Here is a 24,591-nt window from a genome sequence, read left to right as displayed (position 1 = left end):
TCAGGCGCCCTTCCCTTTGACCGCTTCGATGCCGACCGACCTTGGACTGAACGAGGCGAACAGCGCCTGGACGTAGGGCCGGAACATGTGCTCCAGCGCACCGGCAAACAGGATGACCAGGCCTTGGATGATGACGATCATGTCGCGGGAAATCGCCGGCATTTCGAAGGCAAGTTCGGCGCCGCCCTGGTAGAGCATGCCAAACAGGATCGCCGCCAGCACGATGCCGACCGGATGCAGACGGCCCATCAGCGCCACGGCAATGCCGACGAAGCCGGCGCCGGAGACGAAATCGATCGCCACATTGTGCTGGTCGCCCATCACCGGGTTCAGCGTCATCATGCCGGCCAGCGCGCCCGAAATCATCATCGCGATAATGATGATGCGGGTCTCCGAAATGCCGGCATAGCGCGCCGCTTTCGGGCTGTGGCCATAGGTGCGCATCTCGTAGCCGAGCTTGGTGCGCCAGATCAGCAGCCAGACCAGGAATGCCATGAGCAGCGCCAGCAGGAAGCAGATGTTGAACGGCGCCGAGCGGATCTTGGCGCCGAACAGTTCGATGATCCAGTTGAGTTTGGGCAGTTCGGCGCCGGCGAGGAAGTTGCGCGTCTGCGGCGCCTGCGACGCCGCCGGCTTCAACGGCCCAACCAGGAGGTAGACCATGATCGAGGCCGCGATGAAGTTGAACATGATGGTGGTGATGACGATGTGCGACCCGCGCTTGGCCTGCAGATAGGCCGGGATCAGCGCCCACAGCGCACCGACGGCGGCTCCGGCGACGATCGCCAGCGGAAAGGTCAGCCACCACGGCAGCACAGTGTCGAAGGCGAGGCAGACCACGCCCACGCCAAGGCCGGCAATATAGGCCTGGCCCTCGGTCCCGATGTTGAACAGGCCGCAATGCGCGGCCACCGCCACAGACAGGCCGGTGAAGATGAAGGTGGTGGCATAGAACAGCGTGAAGGCAATGCCGGTTCCCTTGCCGAAAGCGCCCTCGACCAGGATGACGGCGGCACGAAACGGGTTTTCGCCGACCAGCATGACGACGAAACCGGCAACGATGAAGGCCACTGACAGATTGATCAGCGGGATCAGCCCATAATCGGCCCAGGCCGGCAGCTTGGCGTAAGGCGTGCTCACTCTGCCGCCTCCTGGCGATCGACGCCTGCCATCAGCAGACCAAGCTCGCCTTCGGTCGCCTCCGGGCCGCGTTCGCCGACGATGCGCCCGGCAAACATCACCAGGATGCGGTCGGACAGCGAACGGATCTCGTCGAGCTCGACCGACACCACCAGCACCGCCTTGCCCTGGTCGCGCATGGCAATCAGCCGCTTGTGGATGAATTCTATGGCGCCGACATCGACGCCGCGTGTCGGCTGGCCGACGATCAGAACACCGGGGTCCTGCTCCATTTCTCGCGCCAGCACGATCTTCTGCTGGTTGCCGCCGGAGAAATTCGCCGTCTTCAGACGCGGATTGCCGGGACGGATGTCGTATTTCTCGATCTTGTCCTTGGCATCGGTCATGATGGCGTCGATGTTGAGGAACGGCCCTTTGAGGTAGCGCGGGTCGTCATGGTAGCCGAGGATCGAATTCTCGTTCTCCTCGAAGGCCAGCACCAGGCCGACATGATGGCGGTCCTCCGGCACATGGGCGAGCCCACGGTCGCGCAACTCGCCGGGATCGGCGGCCCCGGTCAGGTCGATCGGCTTGCCATCGAGCATCACCGAGCCGGAAACCGCGCGCCTGATGCCGGAAATCGCCTCGAGCAGTTCGGACTGGCCGTTGCCGGCGACACCGGCAATGCCGACGATCTCGCCGGCGTGGATATCGAAGGAGATGTCGTCGACCATGGTGACGCCGCGCTGGTCTTTCACCGTCAGGTTCTTGACCGCGAGCTTGACCGCGCCGGCCTCCGTCTCGCCCTTTTCGACCCGCAGCAGCACGCGCCGTCCGACCATCAGTTCGGCCAGTTCGCCGACTGTCGTCTTGCTGGTCTCGCGCGTCGCCACCATCGTGCCCTGGCGCATGACCGAGACATTGTCGGTGATGGCCATGATCTCGCGCAGCTTGTGGGTGATCAGCACCACCGTTTTCCCCTGGTCCTTCAATTGCCTGAGGATGCGGAACAGATGGTCGGCCTCGGCCGGCGTCAACACGCCCGTCGGCTCGTCGAGAATCAGGATTTCGGCACCGCGATAAAGCGCCTTGAGGATTTCCACACGCTGCTGCAGGCCGACCGGCAATTCCTCGATGATGGCGTCGGGATCGACTTCCAGCCCGTATTCGCGCTCGAGCCGCTCCAGTTCGGAGCGCGCCTTGGCGATGCTCTTTTTCAACAGCGCATCGCTTTCGGCGCCGAGGATGATGTTTTCCAGCACGGTGAAATTGTCGACCAGCATGAAGTGCTGATGCACCATGCCGATGCCGAGCGCGATGGCGTCGTTGGAGGTCTTGATCGACGCCGGCTTGCCGCCGACGCGGATCTCGCCGCTGTCGGCCTGATAGAAGCCATAGAGGATCGACATCAGCGTCGACTTGCCGGCGCCGTTCTCGCCGACGATGCCATGGATGGTGCCGCGTGCGATCTCCAGATTGATGTCGCGATTGGCGCGAACGGCGCCAAAACTCTTGTTGATGCCGATCAGTTCGATTGCGGCTTGCGCCATGCAGCCTGTCCCACTCTTATTTTTTTATCGCTTGGTCAAAACGCCTAGCATGATGCCCCACCCGTGCCAATTGGCGGCGCAGTGGCCACTCTCGACAAATCCCGGTGCGCTTGTCAATTTCGAACGTGGCCGCAGACCTTCACATTCACTAATATGCAAGGCTCAACAGTCGCATCATGCTGCAACTGCGTGCACCAGGACCTGGGGAGTTTCGAATGATCATGCCTGTCGACCGGCTGACGACGCTGGAAATCCGCGCCGCCGAGCAGGAAAAGACCATCGAGGAACTGTCGGGCCAGATCGCCGAACAGTGGACGGCGATCGAACGCATGCAGCGCAAGCTCGATGCCCTGACCGGGCGCTTCATGGCTCTGGAGGAACAATCGGCACCCGACGTGCCGATAACCAAACCGCCGCACTGGTAGCAAGGAGAAGCCTATGGCCGGTGAAAGCGACCGCGTTGCGCGGGCGGGCGATTATGTGCTTGGCCTGATGAACGATCGCGACCGCGAACGTGCCGAGCGCGACCTGGAGATCGATCCCGCCTTCCGCGACACGGTGATGCGGCTGGCCGAGCGCATGCATGTCCTCGACCGTGGTGCGCCATCGGGCGGCAGCGATCGCTGGCGGCTGATCTCGCAACGCATCGCCGAACTGCCGCAGATGCGTGTGGTTGGCCAGGACGAAGCGAAGCCGGTGATCGGCAGACTGGAGCGGAAGCCCTATGGCGTCGGCGTGCATTCGCTCGGTGGCCGACGCGGCTTCGCTATCGCCATTACGCTGATGGTGGTGTTTGCGCTGGGTTATCTCGTCGGACAGCTATAGGCCGAGTTCGCGCGACATCAGCAGCATCGGGTAGCCGTCCTGCTCAAACGACTCGACCACTGCCCAACCGAGCCCGGCATAGAAGTCTCGCGCCACCCACGTATAGAGGTAGGTCCTCTCCACACCGATCGCGGTTGCATGCGCTTCGATGGCTGCAACCAGCGCGCGGCCGATCCCTTTGCCGCGGTGGTCGCTATCGACGACCAATCCCGCCAGCCAAGGCGTCAGCTCATGCGCGGGTTCAAGTTCGTGGCGAACCAGCAGGCAGGTCCCGACCGGGACGTCCCCTATCCGCGCCACAAGCGCCGCCTCGAAGCCATCTCCATTGAGCAACTCGCGAAGCCCGGCGACGTCCTCATTCAACGTTCTTGCGCTGCCCTCGAAAAAGGCGGCGATGCGCAGTCGCGCCACTGCATCAACATCGCGTTCCGTCATCGGTCCGATGGTCGGCTTCACTCTCGCCTCTCAAGTTGCGGCCCCCTTCAAGACCCAAAAACAAAACCGCCGGACTCTCGCCCGGCGGTTTCAACTCTAATGGATACAGATCAATACGGGCAGGCGTTGTCGGCGGTGTAGTCGTGCACCTGGATCGTGCCGGCGATGATGTCGGCCTTGGCCTTTTCGACGGCAGCCTTCATCTCGTCGGTGACCAGCGCCTTGTTGTTGTCGTCCATGGCGTAGTCGACGCCGCCTTCCTTGAGGCCGAGATTTTGCAGGCCGCCCTTGAAGGTGCCGTTCTTGCCGTCCATGAAGGCGGTGTAGACCGCAACGTCGACGCGCTTCAGCATCGAGGTCAGCACCTTGCCGGGCTGCAGGCCGTTCTGGTTGGAATCGACGCCGATGCCGAGCTTGCCGGCATCCGCCGCCGCCTGCAGCACGCCGACGCCGGTGCCGCCGGCCGCGGCATAGACGACGTCGGAGCCCTGGTCGATCTGCGTCTTGGCGATCTCGCCGCCCTTGGCCGGATCGTTCCACGCCGCGGGCGTGTCACCGGTCATGTTCTGGATGACATCGGTCGCACCGGCCGCCTTGGCGCCGCCGACATAGCCGCATTCGAACTTGCGGATCAGCGGAATGTCCATGCCGCCGATGAAGGAGACCTTCTTGGACTTCGAGGCCATCGCCGCCAGGATGCCGACGAGATAGGAGCCTTCGTTTTCCTTGAACACAAGCGAGCGGACATTGGGCATATCGACGGCATCGTCGATGATGGCGAAGTTGAGATCGGGATATTCCTTCGCGACCACCTTCAGCGCATCCTCCCAGGCAAAGCCGGCCATGACGATCGGGTTGCGGCCGTCCTCGGCGAAGCGGCGCAGCGCCTGCTCGCGTTGCGAGGCGTTCGACACTTCGAACTCGACATAGGCGGTGCCGGTCTCGGTCTTGAACTTTTCGGCGCCGTGATAGGCAGCCTCGTTGAAGGATTTGTCGAACTTGCCGCCGAGATCGTAGAGGATGGCCGGCTGGACATCCGCGGCGAAAGCCGGAAGAACCATTGCGGTTGCGGCCAGGAGGCCGAGAACGATACGTTTCATGTGATCCACACCCTGTCGGTTATTTTTTTCCGTTACGCGCCGCCCGCCTGCCCGGTTCTCCGGCAGGCATGCGGCATCAGCCAGGAGTGTACTCCCCTCCCGCTCAAGGCAATCTGGCACGGCCCGAAACAAAATTCACGCGGAATTTTGACCTTTTGGAAAAGCATGCCCCCCGTTGGAAAAACATGCCCAATGCGGTGACAGCTGTGGACGATTGCCGCGTTGTCGTCGCAAGTCCGCTGGGACAACCCATCAGCCCGGCGCGAATTCTCCGCCGCGCCGCCGGCGCCGGTAGCCGATCGCATAGAGGATGAAGGCAAGCACCGCGAACACGGCAAACCCCGGCTGGGCAAGCACCCAGGCGATGCCGCCATCCCATATCATCGGATTGACCTTGGCGCGCACGAAGGTCTCGAAGGCCGCGCGGGTGTCGGGCGAAACCGCCAGCCAGCTCGAATTCAGCGGCGTCATGACCAATGTGGAAGCCGCCACCGAGCGCGTCGCGTCGAGCACGGCCATGATGACGGCGACCGAGAGTGCGATCATGGCCGCGAGGCGAAACAAAAAACGCAACATCGAAATCTTCCCCGATCCTCAAGTTCCTCCCGAGGACCTTCCGGTCAAAGGCGAGGAATAGAATGCGCACGCCCGGCGTGCAATCGCCATATGCGAATTTGAAGCCTATCGCCCGCCTATGGCCACTTTTCGGCTCCGCCGATGGACGAGCCAGACGCCGAGGACGCCGCCGCCAATGGCCCCGACCACCAGCCCGGCAAGGCCGATGAACACGGCGAAGTAGCCGCAGCCGCCTTCGAAACAGCTGATGTCGGTGGCTTCGGCGATCCCCGCGCCAAGCGCGAAGCCGGCGACAGTGCCGACGACGGCGCCGAGGATGATGCCGGCCAGCGCGGCGACGATCGAACCAAAGGCTGACGGTGCCTGCGCTTCCGGCCTTGCATAAAAGGCCTTGGCCTCGTCGCGGCGGCGCAGCAAGTAAATGCAAAAAAGGCCGATGACGATTTCGGTGGCGGCGATCGCAAGCTCCCTGGCGGAGACGGTGAAATCGGGCACGGTCAGCGCATAGACCTGCTCGGCCAGCCGCCAGGCGATGGTGGTGATCTGCCAGATGGTGAAATGACGCGGAAAGCGCGCGGAACGGCTGAAGGCGAGGCCGAGCAGATAAAGCCCCCACACGATGGTGACGATGTCGAAGGCCAGTCCGCCAAGCACGAAATAGAAGACCCTGTCCGGCACGCTGGAACTCTCCAACAGCCACCGCGCCGAGACCAGCCAGTAGACCGACCATGCCATGACGAAGAGGAGCCAGACCACGGGCACGAAGGACAGCCCGCTGTCCGGAGGCCCTGCGGGCGTCAGCCCGCCTGGAATGCCTCCGGCCGGCGTTCCGCTGGCCGGCTGTTCATTGCTCGAGGTCATGTCTGGACGTTGCCCCCGCAAAGCCTCCGCCGCACTCGACAGGTGGCGAGGGGCGAAGTCAAGCGCGGCCGGCCCTGCCGCCTTGCCCGTGCACACCATTCAGAACCGAAGCGCCTTAGAAGCGGAGCCGTTCAACGCCCCGCGAAACGATGCGTGGCCGGCAAAGCGAATAGACTGCCGTTATGGCTTGGCATTCGGCGCCGGATCGACTAGATGAGCCCCGCGTCTGTTTGAATGACGGGCGCCGGGAAGGGCATCCGCTGGTTGGCGGTGTCCATCAAGCGGGTCTTCCCGCAAATCCCAAAGGGATGCATCTCCCCAACCCGCGTGGCAAAACCGGCCGGCGCGAATGCAAGGACGGAGAGGTGGCCGAGTGGTTGAAGGCGCACGCCTGGAAAGTGTGTTTACGGGAGACCGTAACGCGGGTTCGAATCCCGCTCTCTCCGCCATCGCCATTGATCGGAACCTTGCCCAGCCGGATATCTTGAGTCTCGTGGCGGCGGAGCATTTGTTTATCCCTCACAGCGATGTCGGGTCTCGTAACCCTAATTCGCCGTCACGCCTCACACAAAGAAAAACCCCGCCGAAGCGGGGTTCTCATTTCGGTTAAAAATCTCAGTAGGGAGAATTGCACTCCCGACGAGGGCCGTAGTTCGGCTGGTAGGTGTTGTCCGAGGCGCGGTAGCTGCGGTAGTGATCGTAGCACCACTGCACATGCGAATCGCCACCCCGGTAGACGCGATGGTTGTTGTTGAGCGCGCCGGTAATCAGGGCGCCGGCAATGAATGCTCCGGCGGGGAACCAGAAATCGCCGTGGCGGCGATAGCCGTGTCGGTAATGGCGCGAGCCGCGATGGCCGTTCCAGTAGGGGCCGTCATTGTTGTAGCGCGAGAAATTGCGATCGCCGCGATGCTTCATCCACGGCTTGTAGTCCACCGCCTGCACATCGGACGACGCCGAAGGCGCCTGCGGCGTGAACATTTGCGCTGCACCTGCAGGCACAGCGGCGGTGGCCGCGAACGAAACTGACAGCGTGGCCGCCAGCATACCCGATACAATCTTATTCATGATCTTCTATCTTTCCGTTGCCGTCCCTTATGGGCTTTAAACGGTTTAAGAGCGTTCCGGTTCCGCCCGCCTGCCACAACAAAACCCCACACTTGGCGGGGTTCTGTCGTTTGCGATGCGGAGCGGTTAGGCGGAGAGCTTCGCAACCATCTCCGGAGTCAGAATGCAATGCGCCCATGCCTCGTCATCAATCGGCTTTAGGCTGTCCGCCAAGATCTATCCCGATTGGGATCCACGTTCATGAAGGATCGCACGCCGCAAATCCCGCGGACCTTGCTGGTCCTAACCCCTCCCATAACCATAGACGGCAAGATTTGGTCTTTGTGGGTTATCATTGCGCCGAGTTCGAATTTCCACGCTCGCTTAGTGGAGAGCTACGTAGCGCCGAAGCGGAAGACGCGACTTGTCGACAAGGCGTAGATCCCATGGTTGGCGGGGAGCGTTGGGCGTGTCCTTGTGCCGGCGCAGGGATGATGATTTGCTGCGATTCAACAAAGCGGGGGAACGCCATGGCGGACACGGTTATGAAGGCTCCGGTTCTGGATGTAGTTTTAGCATCTGGGATCGACGCCGCCTTAGGCACGGTGTCGGTCACATTTGGATCAATCGACACAAAGAGATTCCAACTCGATTTCTCCGCACAATGTGTTCCTTTGGCAATTGCTGCCCTCTCGGTCGAGATGGGAAAGCTCGTCGCCACTCTTCCTGCCGAAATGACACCAAAACTGCAGGGCATTTCTATAACGAGCACTCAACTGGCCATGAAAGAGGACGGCACTGTAGCCATCTTTCTCCGATTGGAGAGTGGAGCGGAACTGCCGCTTGATTTTCGGTTGGACGACCTCACCCGCCTGCGCCAACAAATAGACGAAGCGCTTACGCTGGCGGATCGAAAGACCCACCACTGATATAAGCTTCGTCCCGCTCTACATCCGCGCCTTGTCATCTCGCTGGTTGCTGCCGGCGTCTGGCGATTCCGGCAGCGCGATATAGTGGGCATGGCTTCCTGCCCCTGCTGGCCGGGCTCGGCACAACCGGGCTTAATGAAACAAACTGCGACATAGCGCGTTGAGGCTCATTCGCGGAGGGAGCTTCAAAAATGGATCCGGTAACGGCTGCTGTGCTAGTTTTGCTTTCTTGCAGCCCCGGCCAGGGAGTCTGCGAACCACTCGGTACATCACCGGCCGTTTTCGGATCCCTTGACACATGCCAGTTGACGCTAGCGAGGAGGCTCGCGGACGCGCCCAACGGAGAGATTGTCGGTCGATGCCGTTTAATCGATCCGATGGCTACAGGTTCCGTTCCCGCGGGATACAGGACCATTGTCGTCACGCGGGGCACAGGGGCGGATTCGGTGAGCCGTCGCTATATCGTCCCGCACAAGGACTGAAGCCCGCGACATCGCCCGCACCTCTTGCGTAGGGGAAAGAGGCGCGGGGCCGACCGGCTGTTTTGCCTTGCGCAAACGCTTCGGCTGGCAAGTTCATCAACCGGCTACCCGCAGCAGCAGTTCGGGCCAAGGTTAATCTCTACGATGGCCGCGTCTACGGGCCTGGCGGCGAAGGCTTCATCCGCCTGAATGTCGGCTGCCCGCGTCCTCTGTTGCGCCAAGGACTGGAGCGCATGTCCAGCGCGCTGGCATCCCTGTGATCGAGCGCCAGGGTGCTTCGGTTGCGAGCCTGGTACTTGATGCCGGCAGCCGGTAAGGAAACGTCCGAGGGCCGTCGAGCCGGGTGGCCCGCAAGTCCGGATCCATAACCGTGCCGGACACGACGCTCAAGCCAAGGTCGACATGTCCATCTCGATCGCCGCTACCATTTCACAGCGAACCCGAGCTTGGCGCCCAGGGCGTGGCTATCGCCAAAATCCTTGAGGCTTGTCCGCGCTGTCCCTTCTCCGAAGACGGCGTAGCGGCCGTCCGCCCAGCTCAGCGAGCCACCGAGGCCGACACCGCCCCACAGCGCCTGATTTTCGCTGACCAGTTTCGTGCCAGACACATCGACATCATTTCCGTCGAGGAAGTCGTAGTAAAGGTTGCCGAGCCCGTAGATGTGCGTGCGGCTGACTTGCCCCGCATCGTCCACCCACTGGTCTTCATAGTCCGCGGAGAGGCCGAGGCGGCCGACGAGACTGTTGCTGCTGCCGGGCGACACGACGGCGCCAAACGGGTCGGTGAACGCGTCGAAGTCGACCGAGGAATAGGCAAGCTGGGCCTGCGGCGTCAGCGACCAGTTGCCGTTGAGGGCGATCTTCTGTCCGGTCTCGATGCTCAGCCCGTAGCCGAAACCGTTGTTGCCGTCCGCAAGCGTGGTGCCCAGCGTGGCCGACCGGATGTCACTGTCATACCATGTCGCCTCGGCCTGCGCGTCGACGTAGAAGCCACCGCTGCCGAACCAGGTGAGCGTGCTGCCGACGCCGTAGCCGGTGGCAGCGATCGACCCTGCCCCGAAGATCGAGGAGACGTCCGACGACGCGGTTCCGTAGTGGGCCGTAATCCCTCCGATCAGGGTACCGGCGTCGCTTTCGTGCAGCAGGCCATCGACGCCGGCCTGCAGCTTCCAGGTGGTCACGTCATAGTTCGTGCCGGAGGTCGACGTCTCAGGCTTGATCTCGGCATGGGCAGCTTCGATGCGCGCCCATATCGCCTTGCCGTCGACCGAGCCCTGGCCTGGCAGGTCCGCACCTTGCGGCGTAGCACCCTCGCCCCACGACCGATTGCCAATGCGTTGCTGCATGGTGCCCAGTTCATTGAAGGCCTGCAGCACCCCTTCATAGGCCTCGTACAGAGGCACGCCGGGCGAATAGAGCGGCTGCGGATCGGGATCGCCGTTGACCAGGGCCGAGCGCAGATACCAATCGCCATCGGCCGGTGTGCTGACGCCGTTCTTGTAGAGCCTGTATGCGTAGGCGCCCGCGACGACCGCTGCATCGTCTTCGAAGGTATAATTGCCGTCGAGCGAGAAGCTGCCGTTTGAGACGCCGCCGACGTCGACGATCTTGATGCCTCCGACCGTTTGGGCGCCCGACCCGCCGAAATTGACGACCTGAAGGGTACCCGTCCCTGACGTGTTGCCGGCGATCACCAGCATGTCTGTCGGCGAACCGTCACCACCGAGCGCAGCGTTGAGAACGACGGCGCCGCTATTGCCGACATAGTCGCCGCTTACGGTAAGTGTGTCGCCTGGGACGCCACCCGCGTTGCGCACCGTTCCGGCGTTGCTCAGCCCCGCAATCGTCTGGGACGTGCCGGCAAGATCGAGCGTGGCGCCCGAGGCGACGGAAAACTGCGAGGAGGAACTGAACGCGTTCGCAGCGCCCGCGGCAAGCGTGCCGCCGCTGACCGTAGTGGCGCCGGTAAAGCCTGAGTTGTCCAACGCAAGCAGCAGCGTGCCTTGGCCGTCCTTGATGAACGTACCGGCGCCCGAGAGCACGCCGGCATAGCTGGCGGAGGCGACTTGGTCGAATGTGAAGGAGGCGCCGGCGCCGATCGCGACATCGCCACCGAAGCGCTCGGCTGCCGAGACGAGGCCGCCTTGATTGACGGTCCAGTCCAGCAGCGACGTGCCTGACAGCGTCAGCACGCCGGCGCCATCCTTCATCATTGCGCCGGTGCCGGAGATATCGCCGGCGAAGCTGGCGTCCGCCGCCTGGTCGAACACGACAGTGCCGGAATTGCCGATGTCGCCACGAATCGAGGTTGCATCGCCGACCAGCGTGCCAGCGCTGACCAACGTGTTGCCGCCATAGCTGTTCGTTCCCGTAAGCGTCAGCGTGCCGGCGCCGGTCTTGGCAAGGCTGCCAGCGCCAGAGATCGCACCGGACAAGGTCAGGTCGGCCACAGTGTCGAAGGTGCCGCCGGCCGACGAAAGCGTGACGTCGCGCGCCGAGCTGAACGCCGCTGTGTTGCGCAGCGTCCCGCCGGAGAGCGTCAGGCCGCCAGCGGCAACGCCGAGATTGTTGTCGGCTGAAACAGATAGCACGCCGCCCAGGACGGTGGTGCCGCCCGTGTAGGTGTTGGCGCCGGACAGCACCAGCGTGCCCGCATCGGTCTTGGTCAGGCTGCTGGTCCCGGTTAGCACGGAGGCGATGGTGGCGGTGTAACCTGCTCCGGCCACCGTGCCGTCGCCGACCCGAATGATGCTCTCGCCGCCAGCGCCATCAAGCGTGATGGCGTCGCCTTCGATGCGGTAGCCATCGGCGGCGAATTGCATGCCCGTAATCGCAAGCGCGCCGGCGCTGCCGTCGGCGATGACGGTGCCGCCGAGCGTCTGGAAGATGGCGAAGCCGGGCTGCGGCTTCATCGCGCCAGTTACCAGGCCGGTGCTCGTCGTCCAGTTCAGGCTTGTCGCCGTCCACGTGCCGTTGCCGCCGTCGACCAGATCATTGTTGGCATTGCCGGCCGCGTCACCATCCCAGAAGAGCAAGTCGGTGCCGACGCTGCTGACGAGATTGACCTGGTTGGCGACGGAGGTCTGCACCGTCAGGTCGGCGGCCGTGACACCGGCCGGCAGATTGCCGAGCTCGAGACCATTGTCGGTGAGTGCGCCGCCATAATTGATTAGCCGGTAGACGCCAGGCCCGAAGCCGCCGACATCGGTGATGTTGAGGCTGCCGTCCAGCGTCAGCGCGCCGGTCACCTCGATCAGGTCGTTGACACCGCCGCCGACAATGCCCGCCTGGCCGAGCTCGTAGTCGAGCATAGAACCGGAGCTCAGGCTGAGCGATCCGACCGTAAGCGTGCCAGGGCTGGACCCCGGCGCCAGCACACCGCCATCGGCGACGATCACCGCGCCGCCTATCGAGCCGGAGCCGCCCAGCGTGCCGCCGCTGTTGACCGTCGTTTCGGTATTCCCAAGCGAACCTTCGACGACGAGCTTGCCCCCGTCGACCGTGGTGCGGCCGGAATAGGTGCTGTCGCCGTTGAGCACCAGGGTGCCGGCGCCCTCCTTGTAGACGCCGCCCACGCCGCTCAGCTCGCCATTCGCGGTCAGCGTCGTACCCGCCGCCGCGCGGAAGTAGCCATAGGCGGAAGTGAGCTTGACATCGCGGCTCATGGCGAAGCTTGCTGTCGTGCCGAGTTCGCCGCCGTCGAGTGTCAGCAGGCCCGTAGCGGCACCCAGATTCTGGTCCGACGCGACCGAGATGCTTTTGCCGGTCCCGACCTTGGTGCCGCCGCTGTGGGTGTTGGCACCGGTCAGCGTCAGCGTGCCGAAGCCTTCGATGTCGACGCTGCCCGAGCCGGAGATATTTCCGCCGAAGGTGTGGGGGCCGAGGTCGAGAAACGAGACAGCGCCGTTGTCCAGGATGTCGCCACGGATCGCCACGGTGTTGCCGGCAAGCGTTCCTGCATTGACGATGTTGCCACCCGTATAGCTGTTGGACAAATTGCTGACGTTGAGCGTGCCGGCGCCGCTCTTGACCAGTGTGCCGGTGCCGGTCACCTGGCCTGACACGTCCAACTGCGTGCCTGCCACCATGTCGAACCCGCCGGTCAAATTGATCAGGACATTGCGATTGGTGGCGAAGCTGGTGGTCGTGCGCAACGTGCCGCCGTCGAAGGTCAAGCCGCCCGAGAGGGCGCCCAGATTGTTGTCACTCGAAATTTGCAGGGTCCCGCCGGACAAGGTCCAAGGCGTGACGGCAGTTGTCGTCCCCGTTAGGGTCCAGGTGCTGTTTCCGGTTTTCTCGTAGAACCCAAACCCGTCATATTTGGCGCCAGCGCCGATCTGCGACACACCGAAACTGGCGCTGATATCGCCACCCAGCTTGAATGTATCCGCGGCGCTGAAAGCGACCACATTGCCTATGATGGTGGAGCCGGCCTGAATCTCCAGCGAATTGACGCCGCCGGTGAACTGGATGGCTTTGCCGGCTGCCGGCGTTCCGCCACCGGTGCCGACGGCACCGCCGCTGATCGTACCCGCATTGATGACCGCGATGTTGGCGCCCTTGATCCCTGCGGCGCCATCGCCGCCTGCCAAGGAGCCCTGACCGCCACTGCCGCCAACGATCGTCGCACCTAGCTTGTTGATGACGGTTCCACCTGAAAGCAGCAGAACAGCGGCGCCACCGTCCCCACCGCCGCCGAGAACTGTTCTTCCACCGGCACCCCCGAGCAGATTCCCGCTGTTCTGGATTGTCCCGCCGCCCATCAGGACGATGGCAGCTGCGCCGCCGCCACCACCTGCTTGGACCCCAATTGTGGAAAGACTCGTGCCGCCGGTAACGCTGCCGCCCGCCTCTACAAACACGTTTGCGGACGAGAATATGCCGACGCCGCCACCACCGCTGCCGCTGTTGCCATTGGTCCCACCTCGGCCGCCAGTGCCACCACTCACCGATCCTGTGCCAGTGACTGTAACGTCGGCCGTGGCACTGACGCCCACACCGCCACCGCCACCGCCGCCGCTCCTGACGACGCCATTCGTGCCAGGGGAGCCCAAAGCGCCGGCCCCGCCGCTGATGCTGGTTGCAATGGTCCCGTCTGTCGAGATGACCAGACCCGTAGCACCAGTGGCACCGGCAACGCCATTTGGGTTGTTGGCTGTCCCACTTACCGCTCCCGATCCTCCTGGCGCCCCGTCACCCGTCGTGAGGTCAATGCCGCCACCACCGCCACCAGCGGTCGCGCCATTGGCGGCATTCTGACCCGTGGCACTCGCGAGCGCGCCGTCAACGCCACCTTGTCCAGCGCCTGCGCTGCTACCATTGCCGCCATCGGCCCGAGCCGGCGCGGCGCTCAGCGCAAGGGCAACAGTTAGGATCGTCAAGGCGGAAGTGCCGGAGCGAAGCGACACGACTTGCGGCAAGCGCGCGAGATGCAAAACCCAAAACCCATCACGCGCAATCCGCTCCGCCATGCCTAAGCTCCCTGATTCCTGAGTGCGCGAAGGCAGCATGAAAGCTATTCGCCCGCAAGAAGTTTATAGTCGTGAGAGCTACCAAGAAGCTAACGGTGATCAGTAAAATGAAGTCTGCGACTTTTGACCGACAGAAAATAGTCAATATTAGATATAGCTTATTAAACAGAGACCTTACGGAATCGCGAGAACAATCTCGCTGCATGAATTTATGCGGAAACGTTCGGACCTCCTGGGCCCAGCCGATCCCATCGGGCGGAGGTGAGTTTCGCCTCTACGGGGCGATGAGGCGCTAGGCTGCCCCTTGGGCGACCCTCACTATCCTGCAAGAAGTGATTCTGTAATCGACTCCCACTCTGCGTCTAGCTTGCCAGTTGCCACAGGCTGCCCGGCGCGGCGGTACCAGTAGGCTGCATTAGAAAGGTCGCCTTCTTTGCGGTGCAGATAGGCATGAACCCATACAGAGGCCGGATCAGATTCGTTGGCCTGCACACACTCATGCGCCCGCTCCCAATCGCCCTGTCTATCCCACCATAGAGCGTGGAGCGCCATCCCAAGATTCGCCGGGGGCTCTACACCCTGAAGGGTCGCACGGAACTCGTCGATGTCCATAGTTACCTCGCCTCTGGCTACGCCGGTCCTGTCCCGTTCCGTGCAACGAAATGCGCCCTCTGCCGGTGATTTGCTCTGCCGACTTTAGCAATGGCTCTGGCGATCTTTAGCGGAAACGGGGTTTTCGCTCGGCAAAGGCCGCATCAAGGGCTTCCAATTGACGAATGCTCGTTGCAGGGCTGCTTCCTGCTTCTAAGCTTCATGGACGGCAGAAGCTGCTACGGAAGCCAAAGGCGCTTCCAAGCCCCATGTTATGCCATGCGGACCGTGTTCGAGATTTCCCTGCCCACTGACCGCTGCGGGCGCAACCCGCTTCAGCACAACGGTTCCAAAGCCACCTTGTCCGACAGTCTGAACCTGCGTACCATCGCTTTCGACCCAGGTGAGGTGAAAGAGCCTCGAACCACCGGAACCGGTGATGCCCCATGTGACCGAAATCCGGCCCTTGTCCCCTGAGAGCACCCCGTATTTGGCCGAGTTGGTCGCCAGTTCGTGGAAGGCAATCCCGAGATACTGAACTGCGTTGGGACTGAGCACCAATGATGGGCCCGACATTTCGATCAAATCCCCCCGCGGGAAAGGCTCGACCTGGGCCGCCAAAAGGTCGCTGATCGTGGCACCCTTCCAATCCGCCGATACAAGCAGGTCGTGAGATCGTGACAACGCCATGATGCGCTCGCGCACCTGGGTTTCAAATTGTTTTGGCGTCTCCGATCGCTTGTTGGTCTCCCGGATCATCGACAGGATGACCGAATACTGGTTTTTCACCCGGTGGTTGACCTCGCGCATCAGCATGCGGATGCGATATTCATTCTCCTTCGCCGACGTGATGTCTCGCGCTATCTTCGATGCGCCGGTGATCTGCCCTGTTGCGTTACGCACGGGCGATATCGTCAGCGAAACCGGAACCAGGCTGCCGTCCTTGCGCTGGCGGGTCGTTTCGAATGGTTCGACGCGCTCGCCACGGCGAATGCGTTGGAGGATGCGGGGTTCCTCGTCCTGATGGTCTTCGGGGATCAGCATGGTCACCGACCGGCCAATCGCTTCCTCGGCGGTATAGCCGAAAAGCCGTTCGGCGCCCTGGTTCCAGCTTTTTATGATGGTGTTGAGATCCTTGCTGACGATAGCGTCAAATGAGGATTCCACGATCGCCGAAAGGTGCTGCCTGGTTTCTTCGGCACGTTGGCGGTCCGTCAGGTCCAGCAGCATGTTGACGGCGCCAATCAGAGCGCCGTGCTCGTCCCGCAGGGGTGTCGGGTAGGGCAGGAACGGAAAAAACGATCCATCGGGACGCTGCGCAACAGCTTCCTGATTGCGGACCGGCCTGTTCTCCTTGAGCGCGATGGCCATCGGGCATTCATCGTGCGGCAATTCCTTGCCGTCGGCAGTGAACAGCTTGAACGTCACGCACCATTTATCCTTGCCGATTTCAGGCTCCCTGCCTGCCAGATCGGCCGCGGCGCGGTTGTAATAGGTGATCGTCCCATCCTGATCGGTCGTGTAGATGGCGACGGGTAGGCCGTCGAGTATCTGGTGATAGGTACTGTCATGCTGCCTGAGCTCCGAGCGGGTGTGCACCAAGTCGGTTACATCGACCGTGAAGCACCGGGTGTTGATCAGCTTGCCGTCCCGGAAATGTCCGCTTGAGGTGACTTCGACGTGCTTGATCGATCCATCGCTGGCCCTCAATCGCGCCGGATATCTTACGATCTTCTCGCCATTGGCAAGGCGACCCAAAATGTCCTCTATGACGTCCCGGTCGGGATAGAACTCGGCGATGTGGCAACCGAGGTAGTCCTCTGCGGGATAGCCGAGAAGGTCGAGCTCAGCCTGGTTGGCATGCACGATCACGCCGTCTGCGTTCACCAGATGCAGGGCAACGGCGCCGTTTTCGAAGAAATCCTTGTAATCGAAATCCAGACTGTCATTGCTGGACACTCCCGGGTTTTCGAAGGCGACAACAGTCGCCTGTGTTGCTTCATGCATCCCAAACACCTTGTCCAGTCCAACCAAATATAATGCGGCTTGGATCAGTTGGTTCCCATTGCTCGCGATCTCGACCAGCTGCGTACGGGAAACGGACCCTAAAAGGGTCGTAGCCTCGACTCGTCTTCCATCTACAAACGTGCGATCATCCGCGCATGGGCAAACCCTTGGTCCTTGTCGTCGACGACGAAGCCTTGATAGCACTGGATATGGAGTCCACTCTTTCGGAGGCGGGCTTTGCCGTGGCATTGGCAGCGACATGTTCCCAGGCGAAACGTTTTCTTGCGGACCATACCCCCGCCGCAGCGATCCTGGACGTCAGGCTGTCGGACGGCGAGGCTGTTGACGCGGCAAAAACCTTGGCAGGGCGGGCGGTTCCTTTCATCGTCTATTCCGGCTTGGGGGTCGAGGAAACCCCCGAAGCGTTCTCGTCTGGCGTAAGAGTGATGAAACCCGCCGGACCTGCAGAAGTGGTCCGAGCTCTCAAAGCGATGACCGCCGGGCAGCAGAAGGCGACGGGATAGCCGTGCTCTGAGCACCTTTGGTCTAAAATAGCCAGGCGCTGCCGGAGCAGCTGCCGCGCCTCACGGAGCAGCGAATTGCGGCCGGTGCCGATCAGGCGAACAAGGTCGCGCGCTTGATCCTCGGTGATGCCCGCTCTCCCTGGCAATTGACAGCACCAGTGCTTCATACCCTTCCACTTTCTTAGGGTCGTGCTTGCCCGTGCTGATCATGCCTTCTCCATCGGCTCAACGCCAAGATCTGAGAGAGACTCATTCCTCGACGCACGGTCAACCTCGCTGTGCCGCGTTTGAACGGCAGAGATAACGGCTCAACTATTGCGTTGCGAGGATCGATCCTGGCACAGCCAAGTGGCCGGTCCGTTCGCATGATAATGCGCCCCCCGCAGGACGGCGCCAGCATGGGCCAGATCGACCAGACAGATTGAGCGGTCCTATGTCTCTCCGAACTCGGTTTCGTTTCTTGACGTCGGGTGCCGCTCGTAGTCAACGGGCGGCGGCAGGAGCACGACTTCGGTCTCCTTGCGGCCGAACTCCCGGCCGATCTGGAACGCCGCATAGATCGCGCCGAGGCGGATAAGGAATCTAAGCATGGGGGGTCTCCTTCGACGTTAGGAACCGCAAGGCCGCGAGATTGTTCCATGGTTTGCGAGTGGGGACGATCTTGCCGTCGCACCAGACATTTCAGCGCCGGCGCGGAAATCTGAAACATGGCGGTGCGGCTAGGCTGTTGCGGCCGTCGCCTGGGCCGGGGCCCGTTTTCGAGGGGCCGGACGGCGTCGGTCGCGGCGTTTCGAAACGACTTTGAGGGGAACGGCTGGCGCTGGAGAAAGTGCGCCAAGCACAGCGTTGACCATGCCGTGGGCTACGAAATCGGCGCTGATGTCGGCGGCCAAAGCTTGCCTTTCTTGCCCGACATCGCCCTGCTCCGCGTCTGACCAGAACACAATCCCAATTCTCAAACCTGCCTTGGCGCGCTTCAGTCTCCGGACCAGAAAGCGGGCATGCTTGAGCGAATCCCGGTTCAGGAAACCGACCACGACGGTGTCGATCGCCTCTAGTTCGAGACGACGAATACCTGCCGGCTCCATATCGACAAAACTGGCCTTCGCCACCGTAGCACCTTGCACCTCCAGCACCTGAGCGAGCATGGCGGCAGCGGCATCGTCGAGTTCGCCGCGACCGCCGGCACAAAGCACCGACATGTCCTTGCCGTCGGGCAGCTCGATCTCTTCCTCTTCGACGCCATCTGTTTCCCTGCTCGCGCTCCCTTCCGCGGTGGTTGTCGGCGCATCTTCCTCGCTTGCCTCTTCCTGTGCATCGTCGGCAAGATTTGCCACAAGAATTTGGGCGCTCGCCGCCACCTGCCTTCGCTGTTGATCGCCCATCACGCCACGCATGCGGTCCTGCTCGCCCAACAGGAGAGCAGGAATGGCGACCGTGTCGTAGAAATCGATCAGGTACTTCTCCTCGAGGATCTCCTCGGCATGGTCAGTTGCCTCGTCGGGATCGCCGGCCAGGAGCCGTTGATAGAGCCGGGCGTGAGCTTCAAGGACGGGCTCGTTGCCAAACAGGACGTCGAGAAATTCGAACTGCGGAACATGTCGCCCGAGGACGACGAGGCAAACTGTCAGCGGCGTCGAAAGGACCAGGCCGAGGGGCCCCCACAACCATGTCCAGAAAATTGCCGCAACGATGATTGCCAAAGGAGAAAGTCCCGTGCGCGAGCCATAGAGCCACGGTTCGATGACGTTGCCGGTTAACAATTCCATGACGACAAACAGTGCGGCGGTCCACAGCACCAGCGACCAGCCGGGCGCAACCGCCAAGGCCAGAAACAAGGGCAGCAGCATGCCGATAACAGGGCCGATATAAGGAACGAAGCGCAGCGCCAGTGCCAGCAACCCCCACAGCAGCGCGTTGGGAATGCCGAGCACCCAAAGGCCAATTGCGATTGGTATCGCGTAGACGATGTTGACCACCAATTGCATGATCAGATAACGGCCAACCCGTTTGCCGGCATCCTGCAATGCCTGCGTTGTGCGATGGAGGTCGCCATAGCCGACGAGGCGGATAAACCGGTCGCGCAGATCCTCGCGCTCAAGCAACATGAAGATGACGACGATGATGATCAGGCCAGCTGATGCCAGCGGGCTGATCAACGGTCCGATGATGTTCTGCAATACCTCCAGAGGTCTCTCGCGGGCGACGATCTCGACCGGTACGGGCTCGCGCCGGGGCTTGTCGGCCGCAGGCGGCGCCACATCCTGCTTGTCGATCTCCTGACCGACGCGCTCGATCACCCCGCTCAGCCTGGCAATTATGCCGCCACCAACGCCCGTCTCCTTGAGGGAACGCACCTTGGTCAGAATGTTTGTCTGGTAGACGGAAATGTTCTGAGCAAGCTCGCTTACCTGGGTCGCAACAATGAAGCTGAACAGGCCCAGGGCCGCGAACGCGCCAATCACGCTCAGAAGCACTGCGGGCAGCCGAGGCAAGCCGACACGCTTCAGTGCGGAGACCATCGGCACCAGCGCAAAGGTCAAAAGCAGCGCGATGGCAATGGGAAGGAACACCTCACGACCGAAATATAGCGCAGCTACTGTCGTGACGATGGTTGCCACGGTAGGCAGAGTTGTGCGCGGATGGGCATTGCCTGCCGCAAGAATCCGTCCTAGCCCTCGCTCGGACGATGAGATGTCGTTTCGACGATTGGCAGCCACGTGATTCCCCCCGTTTCCTAGCGATAGTTAGACCCATTCGCCTGCCGGGCAATGTTTAGCAGGGCCGAATACATACGTTTTACGGTTTTGCGCCCTGGGTGCTGTGCTCTGACGGTTCAGTCGATATCGTCGGAGCCGCAAATCTGTGGTAAAGCCGCCGCCCAACCAACCAAAGGACGACATCTGTGAGCGAACCGACTGTGGCCGAAGCGACCGAAAGTATCTATGCCTCGCTGCGGGCGGACAATGCCGACATCGACGCCCATATCGCGACGCTCAAGGCCGCGCTGACACGAGAGGGCGCAAAACAGGCGGTGTTCGATCCGGCCAAATTGGCGCAGAACAACCGCTCGGGCCGTAAGTTGATGCAGGCTTATTTTCGCCAGCGCGGCGTGAGCGTGAAGTTTTCGGACCAGTAGCGCGCGGCAGCTTGGGGGAACCGCGCCTCCGGACGGTCCGTATCTCGCTCGCTCCGCCCTGCGGCGGCCTTTCGTCAATCGTAGGCGAATGGCCGCATCGCCCTGCCCAGGTCGGTGTCGCCCCCTACCCTGCAGCTCTTGACGGAAACCGGTGCCTCCTGTTTGAGGGTGACCAGGACGTTTGCTGCATGGGGAGATGGGCAAGGGTGGGCAAACAGTGAAGCGCGTTCTTCGGATGCTTGCCGCGGCGATCATGGCGTCCGGGGCGACCGGCTGCACGAGCATTTCCTACTACGCGCAGTCGTTGCAGGGTCACGCGCAGATCATGGCCGCGCGCAGGAATGTCGGGAAACTCATCCTTGACCCTTCGACGCCCGAGGCATTGCGCGCGAAATTGACGTTGGCGAGCGCGATAAGACGGTTTGCGACGGATGAACTGGCATTGCCCGAGAACAGCAGCTACCGCAGCTATGTCGACATCCATCGCGACGCCGTGACCTGGGCCGTTTTTGCCGCGCCGCAATTCTCGCTCGCGCCACAAACATGGTGCTTTCCGGTCTTCGGCTGCGTTCCATACCGGGGTTACTTCTCCCGGAAATCCGCGGCTGAAAGCGCTGTCGAGCTTCAAAGACAAGGCCTCGACGTCTATGTCTCGGGCGTCACCGCCTATTCCACGCTTGGCTGGTCGAGTGACCCGCTGCTGAGCACCATGCTGCGTCAGGACGACACCTATCTCGCAAGCCTTGTTTTTCATGAACTGGCGCATCAGCGGCTTTATGTGGATGGCGATTCCGCATTCAACGAGGCATTCGCCGTTACCGTCGAAACCAGCGGCGTCAGGAAATGGCTGCGCGCCGCCGGCGACCGGGCCGGATTGCGCCGCTACGAAGCCGATCGCAAACGCAGCGCCGATTTTCTCGGGCTGGTGGCGAGGACGCGCGACGAGCTAAGGCAGGTCTATGGTAGTCCCCGTACCCCGGAGCAGATGGCGACTGCCAAGGCGGCCGCGATCGAGAGGATGCGGGCGCGCTACAGGCAGATGCGCGACAAGCACTGGGCGGGATACCGGGGATACGACGCCTGGTTCGCTGCCCCGATCAACAACGCAAAGCTCGCCGCGACTGCCGTCTACGGTGAACAGGTTCCGGCCTTTCTTCGCTTGTTCGACCTGTGTTCGGGCGACTATCCAAGGTTTTACGCTTCTGTCCGGCGGATCGCGGATTTGCCCAAATCGTTTCGCGCCGAAGCGCTCAAGGCTGCGGACACATGCAATTGACTTGAACAAGCACAGGCTGGTCCTGACGATCACCCCAGCGACAGTTCCTTCGTCTGGTGTCTCAAAACGAGGCCGACCGCGCCCAGCAAGGCATCGTTCTCGGTGTGCTTGCCAACGATGATGCGCGTGCGCAGGGCGGGAGCGACATCGCGGGACTTGATCAGCGTATGGCGTTCATAGGACGCGATCAGCGGCGTCAACAGAATGTCCCCTGCCAAAGCCATGTGGCCGCCGATGATGATGAGCGGCGGATTGAGCACCGAGCCGATCAGGCCGAGACCCCGGCCGGCGATCTCGGCGGTATCCTCGATCATCCGCAACGCCCTGACGTCGCCCTGCTCGGCCATGGCGATGACATCGTCCATGGTGACTTGCCGCCCAACGACACGCGAAATCTGTTCCAGCGGCCGGGTAAAACTCGCGTAGAGCTCCAGGCAGCCGCGATTGCCGCATCGGCAAAGGTCGCCGCCGGGATCGATGCTGATGTGCCCGAATTCGCCGGCGCCGCCGGCGACGCCCGTCACCAGCCGGCCATGCTGGACAATGGCCCCGCCGACACCCAGATCGATCTTGAACAGCACGAAATCGTCCTGGCCGACGGCCGCACCCCACATCAGCTCGGCAATGGCCGCGCAGTTGCTCTCGTTGTCGGCGAAGATCGGCTGTTCCAGAACGGGTCCAAACACATCTCGTATGTTGACGCCGGCCCATGTTGGAACCATGCTGGCGCGCAGCACAACTCCATCGCGGCTGACAGGGCCGGAGACGGAGACACCAACCCCCAGGAGCCCCGCCACCGGCAGACCGTTTTCCCTGTAAGATTGGGCAATTGCCGATTTGACCGCCTGGGCCGCCTGTTGCGGCTGGTAGTCCAGCGCCATTGGAATATTTTGTTCGGCAATGACGGAATGCGAGACATCGGCGACGATGAGCCGTATCTGCTGAAGAGCCAGGTGAATGCCGACGCAGGTGCCCGCTGTCGGATTGAGCGTCACCGCCGCGGCTGGCCTGCCGATGCCTCTGATGCCGTCGCGGCTGGTCGGGGCTTCGATCACCATTCCAGACTTTTTCAAGCCGTTAAGCGCGGTTGACACCGTCGAGCGCGCCAGGCCGGTGGCGCGTGCGATCTGCAACGCGGAGAGTGCGCCGCGCTCGCTCAGGCAGCGCACGATCATGCTCTCCGGCGACGCGGAGGGTCTGTCGATCAGCCAGGTTCTAAGCGAAGGTTTTGTCATGGCTCAACATAAACATCGTTGACTGATAGCTCCAATATGTCATCTTGGAAAGAACTCGAGATTGACGCATCTCGCTGGCGGCGGCTTCAAACCGCGGCCATAAGCGGTCGAGACGAACCGTGCAACACGATATGGGAGTGAAACGATGAAGTCCGTCATGACCGCGCTTGCGGCCGCTGCTGCGTGCACATTTTTCGCCGGAACAGCCTTCGCCGAGCCCAAGACCAACCTTTTGCACCAATGGGCGACCGGATCGGACGCCCAGGCGATCGCCAAGCTCGGCGAGATGTTCACGGCCAAGGGCGGCAAATGGGAACAGACCTCGATCGCCGGCCACACCGCCAATACGCTGGCCAAGCTGCGCGCCGACGTGATTGCCGGCAATGCCCCGCCTGCCGTGCAGCTCAAGGGCCCTGAGATCGCCGAATGGAACGAGACCGGCATGACCGCCGATCTCGACGAGTTGGCGGCCTCGGAAGGGTGGGAGAAAGTGGTGGCGCCGGAATTGCTTCCGGTGATGAAGCCGACCGGCAAATGGGTCGCCGCGCCCATGAACATCCACCGCATCAACTGGCTCTGGGCCTCGCCCAAGGTCATGCAGACGGCCGGCGTGGCGGAAATGCCGAAGACCTGGGCCGAGTTCAATGCGGCCTGCGACAAGATCGTCGCCACAGGCAAGATCTGCATCTCGCATTCGACCGCCGACTGGACGGATTCGACGGTGTTCGAGGTCGTGCTCTACGGCCAGGACATCGATCTCTACCGCAAGGCCTTCGTCCAAGGCGATGTCGAGTCCATGCGCAGCCCGGGGATGGTCAAGGCCTTCACGCAGATGCGCCTGATGACGAGCAAGTACATGGATCCGGGCATGGTCGGCCGCGACTGGGATTCGATGTCGGCGCTCGTCGGCAAGGGCGACGCGGCGTTCCACATCATGGGCGACTGGACGATCGGCCTTTTGACCGCCGCTGGCTTCAAGGAAGGCACCGACTATGTCTGCGCCCAGGCGCCGACCGATTGGGGCAAACCCGGCTTCATCCTCAACTCGGACTCGGTCGTGTTCTTCAAGCAGAAGGACCAGGATTACATCGACGGCCAGAAGCTGCTGGCCAGCCTGATCCTGTCGCCCGACTTCCAGACGGTCTTCAACCAGGCCAAGGGCTCGATCCCCGCACGCCTGGATATCGATCTGTCGAAGGGCTTCAATCCGTGCCAGCAGCTCTCGCAGAAGGATCTGCAGGCTTCGATCAAGGAGGGCACGCTGGTCCGCTCGATGGCGCACAACATGACAATCCCGCAGAAGATGCGCGGCGCGATCATGGACTCGATTACCGAGTTCGTGGCGACGCCGGACATGTCGCCCGAGGATGGCGCCAATGCGATGGCCGACGCGGCGGAAGCACAGAAATAGACGGGAATGGCCGG

The 24,591-nt window shown here is 62.2% G+C and carries 20 protein-coding genes and 1 tRNA gene; 8 read left to right on the top strand and 13 right to left on the bottom strand.

The annotated features are described in order from the left end of the window. Both ACYG9Y_RS01340 and ACYG9Y_RS01335 read right to left on the bottom strand, forming a co-directional pair. Entirely contained in the window at positions 1-1,140 is a 1,140-nt protein-coding gene (locus ACYG9Y_RS01340) for an ABC transporter permease (RefSeq protein ID WP_023686470.1), read from the bottom strand. Then, positions 1,137-2,669, bottom strand: coding sequence for an ABC transporter ATP-binding protein (locus ACYG9Y_RS01335; protein WP_023698756.1), 1,533 nt, complete (start codon positions 2,667-2,669; stop codon positions 1,137-1,139). The genes ACYG9Y_RS01340 and ACYG9Y_RS01335 overlap by 4 nt, the downstream gene beginning before the upstream one ends. 218 nt (positions 2,670-2,887) lie before the next feature. On the opposite strand from ACYG9Y_RS01335, the gene ACYG9Y_RS01330 reads away from it, so the two are divergent. Together ACYG9Y_RS01330 and ACYG9Y_RS01325 are read left to right on the top strand one after the other, a co-directional pair. Beyond that, the gene (locus ACYG9Y_RS01330) at positions 2,888-3,094 is read left to right on the top strand and encodes a SlyX family protein (RefSeq protein ID WP_196813821.1); all 207 of its coding nucleotides are present in this window, start codon (positions 2,888-2,890) and stop codon (positions 3,092-3,094) included. Positions 3,095-3,107: 13 nt separating this feature from the next. Beyond that, positions 3,108-3,494 carry a hypothetical protein gene (locus ACYG9Y_RS01325; protein WP_023735053.1) on the top strand — a complete coding sequence of 129 codons (387 nt, stop codon included), beginning with the start codon at positions 3,108-3,110 and terminating at the stop codon, positions 3,492-3,494. On the opposite strand, the gene ACYG9Y_RS01320 is transcribed toward ACYG9Y_RS01325, so the two are convergent. The 4 genes from ACYG9Y_RS01320 to ACYG9Y_RS01305 form a co-directional block, all read right to left on the bottom strand. Then, complete coding sequence (locus tag ACYG9Y_RS01320; protein WP_023691864.1) at positions 3,489-3,950, bottom strand: GNAT family N-acetyltransferase; 462 nt, start codon at positions 3,948-3,950, stop codon at positions 3,489-3,491. The genes ACYG9Y_RS01325 and ACYG9Y_RS01320 overlap by 6 nt on opposite strands. Positions 3,951-4,039: 89 nt before the next feature. Next, positions 4,040-5,029 carry a BMP family lipoprotein gene (locus ACYG9Y_RS01315; protein WP_023683177.1) on the bottom strand — a complete coding sequence of 330 codons (990 nt, stop codon included), beginning with the start codon at positions 5,027-5,029 and terminating at the stop codon, positions 4,040-4,042. Between the two features lie 252 nt (positions 5,030-5,281). After that, positions 5,282-5,605, bottom strand: a complete 324-nt coding sequence (locus ACYG9Y_RS01310; RefSeq protein ID WP_023683176.1) for a hypothetical protein — start codon at positions 5,603-5,605, stop codon at positions 5,282-5,284. Between the two features lie 105 nt (positions 5,606-5,710). Next, on the bottom strand, positions 5,711-6,466 hold the full coding sequence (locus ACYG9Y_RS01305) for a DUF2569 family protein (protein ID WP_023735054.1): 756 nt from the start codon (positions 6,464-6,466) through the stop codon (positions 5,711-5,713). Between the two features lie 359 nt (positions 6,467-6,825). Here ACYG9Y_RS01305 and ACYG9Y_RS01300 point away from each other — a divergent pair. Next, positions 6,826-6,915 (top strand) — tRNA-Ser (locus ACYG9Y_RS01300). A gap of 166 nt (positions 6,916-7,081) precedes the next feature. On the opposite strand, the gene ACYG9Y_RS01295 is transcribed toward ACYG9Y_RS01300, so the two are convergent. Next, the gene (locus ACYG9Y_RS01295) at positions 7,082-7,534 is read right to left on the bottom strand and encodes a BA14K family protein (protein ID WP_023683173.1); all 453 of its coding nucleotides are present in this window, start codon (positions 7,532-7,534) and stop codon (positions 7,082-7,084) included. 509 nt (positions 7,535-8,043) lie between these two features. On the opposite strand from ACYG9Y_RS01295, the gene ACYG9Y_RS01290 reads away from it, so the two are divergent. After that, entirely contained in the window at positions 8,044-8,442 is a 399-nt protein-coding gene (locus ACYG9Y_RS01290) for a hypothetical protein (RefSeq protein WP_023683172.1), read from the top strand. 903 nt (positions 8,443-9,345) lie between these two features. Here the strand turns inward: ACYG9Y_RS01290 and ACYG9Y_RS01285 are convergent. The 3 genes from ACYG9Y_RS01285 to ACYG9Y_RS01275 all read right to left on the bottom strand — a co-directional run bounded on the left by ACYG9Y_RS01285 (position 9,346) and on the right by ACYG9Y_RS01275 (position 16,992). Next, positions 9,346-14,304, bottom strand: a complete 4,959-nt coding sequence (locus ACYG9Y_RS01285; RefSeq protein ID WP_156929733.1) for an autotransporter outer membrane beta-barrel domain-containing protein — start codon at positions 14,302-14,304, stop codon at positions 9,346-9,348. A 408-nt stretch (positions 14,305-14,712) separates the two neighbouring features. Next, entirely contained in the window at positions 14,713-15,006 is a 294-nt protein-coding gene (locus ACYG9Y_RS01280; RefSeq protein WP_023704064.1) for a hypothetical protein, read from the bottom strand. A 192-nt stretch (positions 15,007-15,198) separates the two neighbouring features. Continuing rightward, positions 15,199-16,992 carry a PAS domain S-box protein gene (locus ACYG9Y_RS01275; RefSeq protein ID WP_023737602.1) on the bottom strand — a complete coding sequence of 598 codons (1,794 nt, stop codon included), beginning with the start codon at positions 16,990-16,992 and terminating at the stop codon, positions 15,199-15,201. A gap of 155 nt (positions 16,993-17,147) precedes the next feature. Between ACYG9Y_RS01275 and ACYG9Y_RS01270 the strand changes: the two genes are divergently transcribed. Then, complete coding sequence (locus ACYG9Y_RS01270) at positions 17,148-17,516, top strand: response regulator (protein WP_023737601.1); 369 nt, start codon at positions 17,148-17,150, stop codon at positions 17,514-17,516. 431 nt (positions 17,517-17,947) lie between these two features. On the opposite strand, the gene ACYG9Y_RS01265 is transcribed toward ACYG9Y_RS01270, so the two are convergent. Both ACYG9Y_RS01265 and ACYG9Y_RS01260 read right to left on the bottom strand, forming a co-directional pair. After that, positions 17,948-18,106 carry a hypothetical protein gene (locus ACYG9Y_RS01265; protein WP_023726519.1) on the bottom strand — a complete coding sequence of 53 codons (159 nt, stop codon included), beginning with the start codon at positions 18,104-18,106 and terminating at the stop codon, positions 17,948-17,950. 129 nt (positions 18,107-18,235) lie between these two features. After that, complete coding sequence (locus ACYG9Y_RS01260; protein WP_023737600.1) at positions 18,236-20,236, bottom strand: AI-2E family transporter; 2,001 nt, start codon at positions 20,234-20,236, stop codon at positions 18,236-18,238. 185 nt (positions 20,237-20,421) lie between these two features. On the opposite strand from ACYG9Y_RS01260, the gene ACYG9Y_RS01255 reads away from it, so the two are divergent. Together ACYG9Y_RS01255 and ACYG9Y_RS01250 are read left to right on the top strand one after the other, a co-directional pair. Beyond that, positions 20,422-20,655 (top strand): hypothetical protein, encoded by a 234-nt coding sequence (locus ACYG9Y_RS01255; protein WP_023686482.1) that lies wholly within the window; start codon positions 20,422-20,424, stop codon positions 20,653-20,655. 196 nt (positions 20,656-20,851) lie between these two features. Next, complete coding sequence (locus ACYG9Y_RS01250) at positions 20,852-21,931, top strand: aminopeptidase (protein WP_031253196.1); 1,080 nt, start codon at positions 20,852-20,854, stop codon at positions 21,929-21,931. Between the two features lie 29 nt (positions 21,932-21,960). On the opposite strand, the gene ACYG9Y_RS01245 is transcribed toward ACYG9Y_RS01250, so the two are convergent. Continuing rightward, positions 21,961-23,166 (bottom strand): ROK family transcriptional regulator, encoded by a 1,206-nt coding sequence (locus ACYG9Y_RS01245; protein ID WP_023737598.1) that lies wholly within the window; start codon positions 23,164-23,166, stop codon positions 21,961-21,963. A gap of 145 nt (positions 23,167-23,311) precedes the next feature. Here ACYG9Y_RS01245 and ACYG9Y_RS01240 point away from each other — a divergent pair, with 145 nt between their 5' ends. Continuing rightward, positions 23,312-24,577 (top strand): ABC transporter substrate-binding protein, encoded by a 1,266-nt coding sequence (locus ACYG9Y_RS01240; RefSeq protein ID WP_023737597.1) that lies wholly within the window; start codon positions 23,312-23,314, stop codon positions 24,575-24,577. Positions 24,578-24,591 lie beyond the last annotated feature (14 nt).

It is taken from the genome of Mesorhizobium sp. W050, from assembly GCF_054719535.1.
Note: the sequence above shows the minus strand (reverse complement) of the source record. Positions and strands in the feature narration are given on the sequence as shown.

Bases quoted from the DNA above. Each gene is read 5' to 3' on its own strand.
- ACYG9Y_RS01335 (WP_023698756.1), bottom strand. From the start codon at position 2,669: ATGGCGCAAGCCGCAATCGAACTGATCGGCATCAACAAGAGTTTTGGC.
- ACYG9Y_RS01325 (WP_023735053.1), top strand. From the start codon at position 3,108: ATGGCCGGTGAAAGCGACCGCGTTGCGCGGGCGGGCGATTATGTGCTT.
- ACYG9Y_RS01315 (WP_023683177.1), bottom strand. From the start codon at position 5,029: ATGAAACGTATCGTTCTCGGCCTCCTGGCCGCAACCGCAATGGTTCTT.
- ACYG9Y_RS01310 (WP_023683176.1), bottom strand. From the start codon at position 5,605: ATGTTGCGTTTTTTGTTTCGCCTCGCGGCCATGATCGCACTCTCGGTC.
- ACYG9Y_RS01305 (WP_023735054.1), bottom strand. From the start codon at position 6,466: ATGACCTCGAGCAATGAACAGCCGGCCAGCGGAACGCCGGCCGGAGGC.
- ACYG9Y_RS01295 (WP_023683173.1), bottom strand. From the start codon at position 7,534: ATGAATAAGATTGTATCGGGTATGCTGGCGGCCACGCTGTCAGTTTCG.
- ACYG9Y_RS01290 (WP_023683172.1), top strand. From the start codon at position 8,044: ATGGCGGACACGGTTATGAAGGCTCCGGTTCTGGATGTAGTTTTAGCA.
- ACYG9Y_RS01280 (WP_023704064.1), bottom strand. From the start codon at position 15,006: ATGGACATCGACGAGTTCCGTGCGACCCTTCAGGGTGTAGAGCCCCCG.
- ACYG9Y_RS01275 (WP_023737602.1), bottom strand. From the start codon at position 16,992: ATGCATGAAGCAACACAGGCGACTGTTGTCGCCTTCGAAAACCCGGGA.
- ACYG9Y_RS01270 (WP_023737601.1), top strand. From the start codon at position 17,148: ATGGGCAAACCCTTGGTCCTTGTCGTCGACGACGAAGCCTTGATAGCA.
- ACYG9Y_RS01265 (WP_023726519.1), bottom strand. From the start codon at position 18,106: ATGCTTAGATTCCTTATCCGCCTCGGCGCGATCTATGCGGCGTTCCAG.
- ACYG9Y_RS01250 (WP_031253196.1), top strand. From the start codon at position 20,852: ATGGGCAAGGGTGGGCAAACAGTGAAGCGCGTTCTTCGGATGCTTGCC.
- ACYG9Y_RS01245 (WP_023737598.1), bottom strand. From the start codon at position 23,166: ATGACAAAACCTTCGCTTAGAACCTGGCTGATCGACAGACCCTCCGCG.
- ACYG9Y_RS01240 (WP_023737597.1), top strand. From the start codon at position 23,312: ATGAAGTCCGTCATGACCGCGCTTGCGGCCGCTGCTGCGTGCACATTT.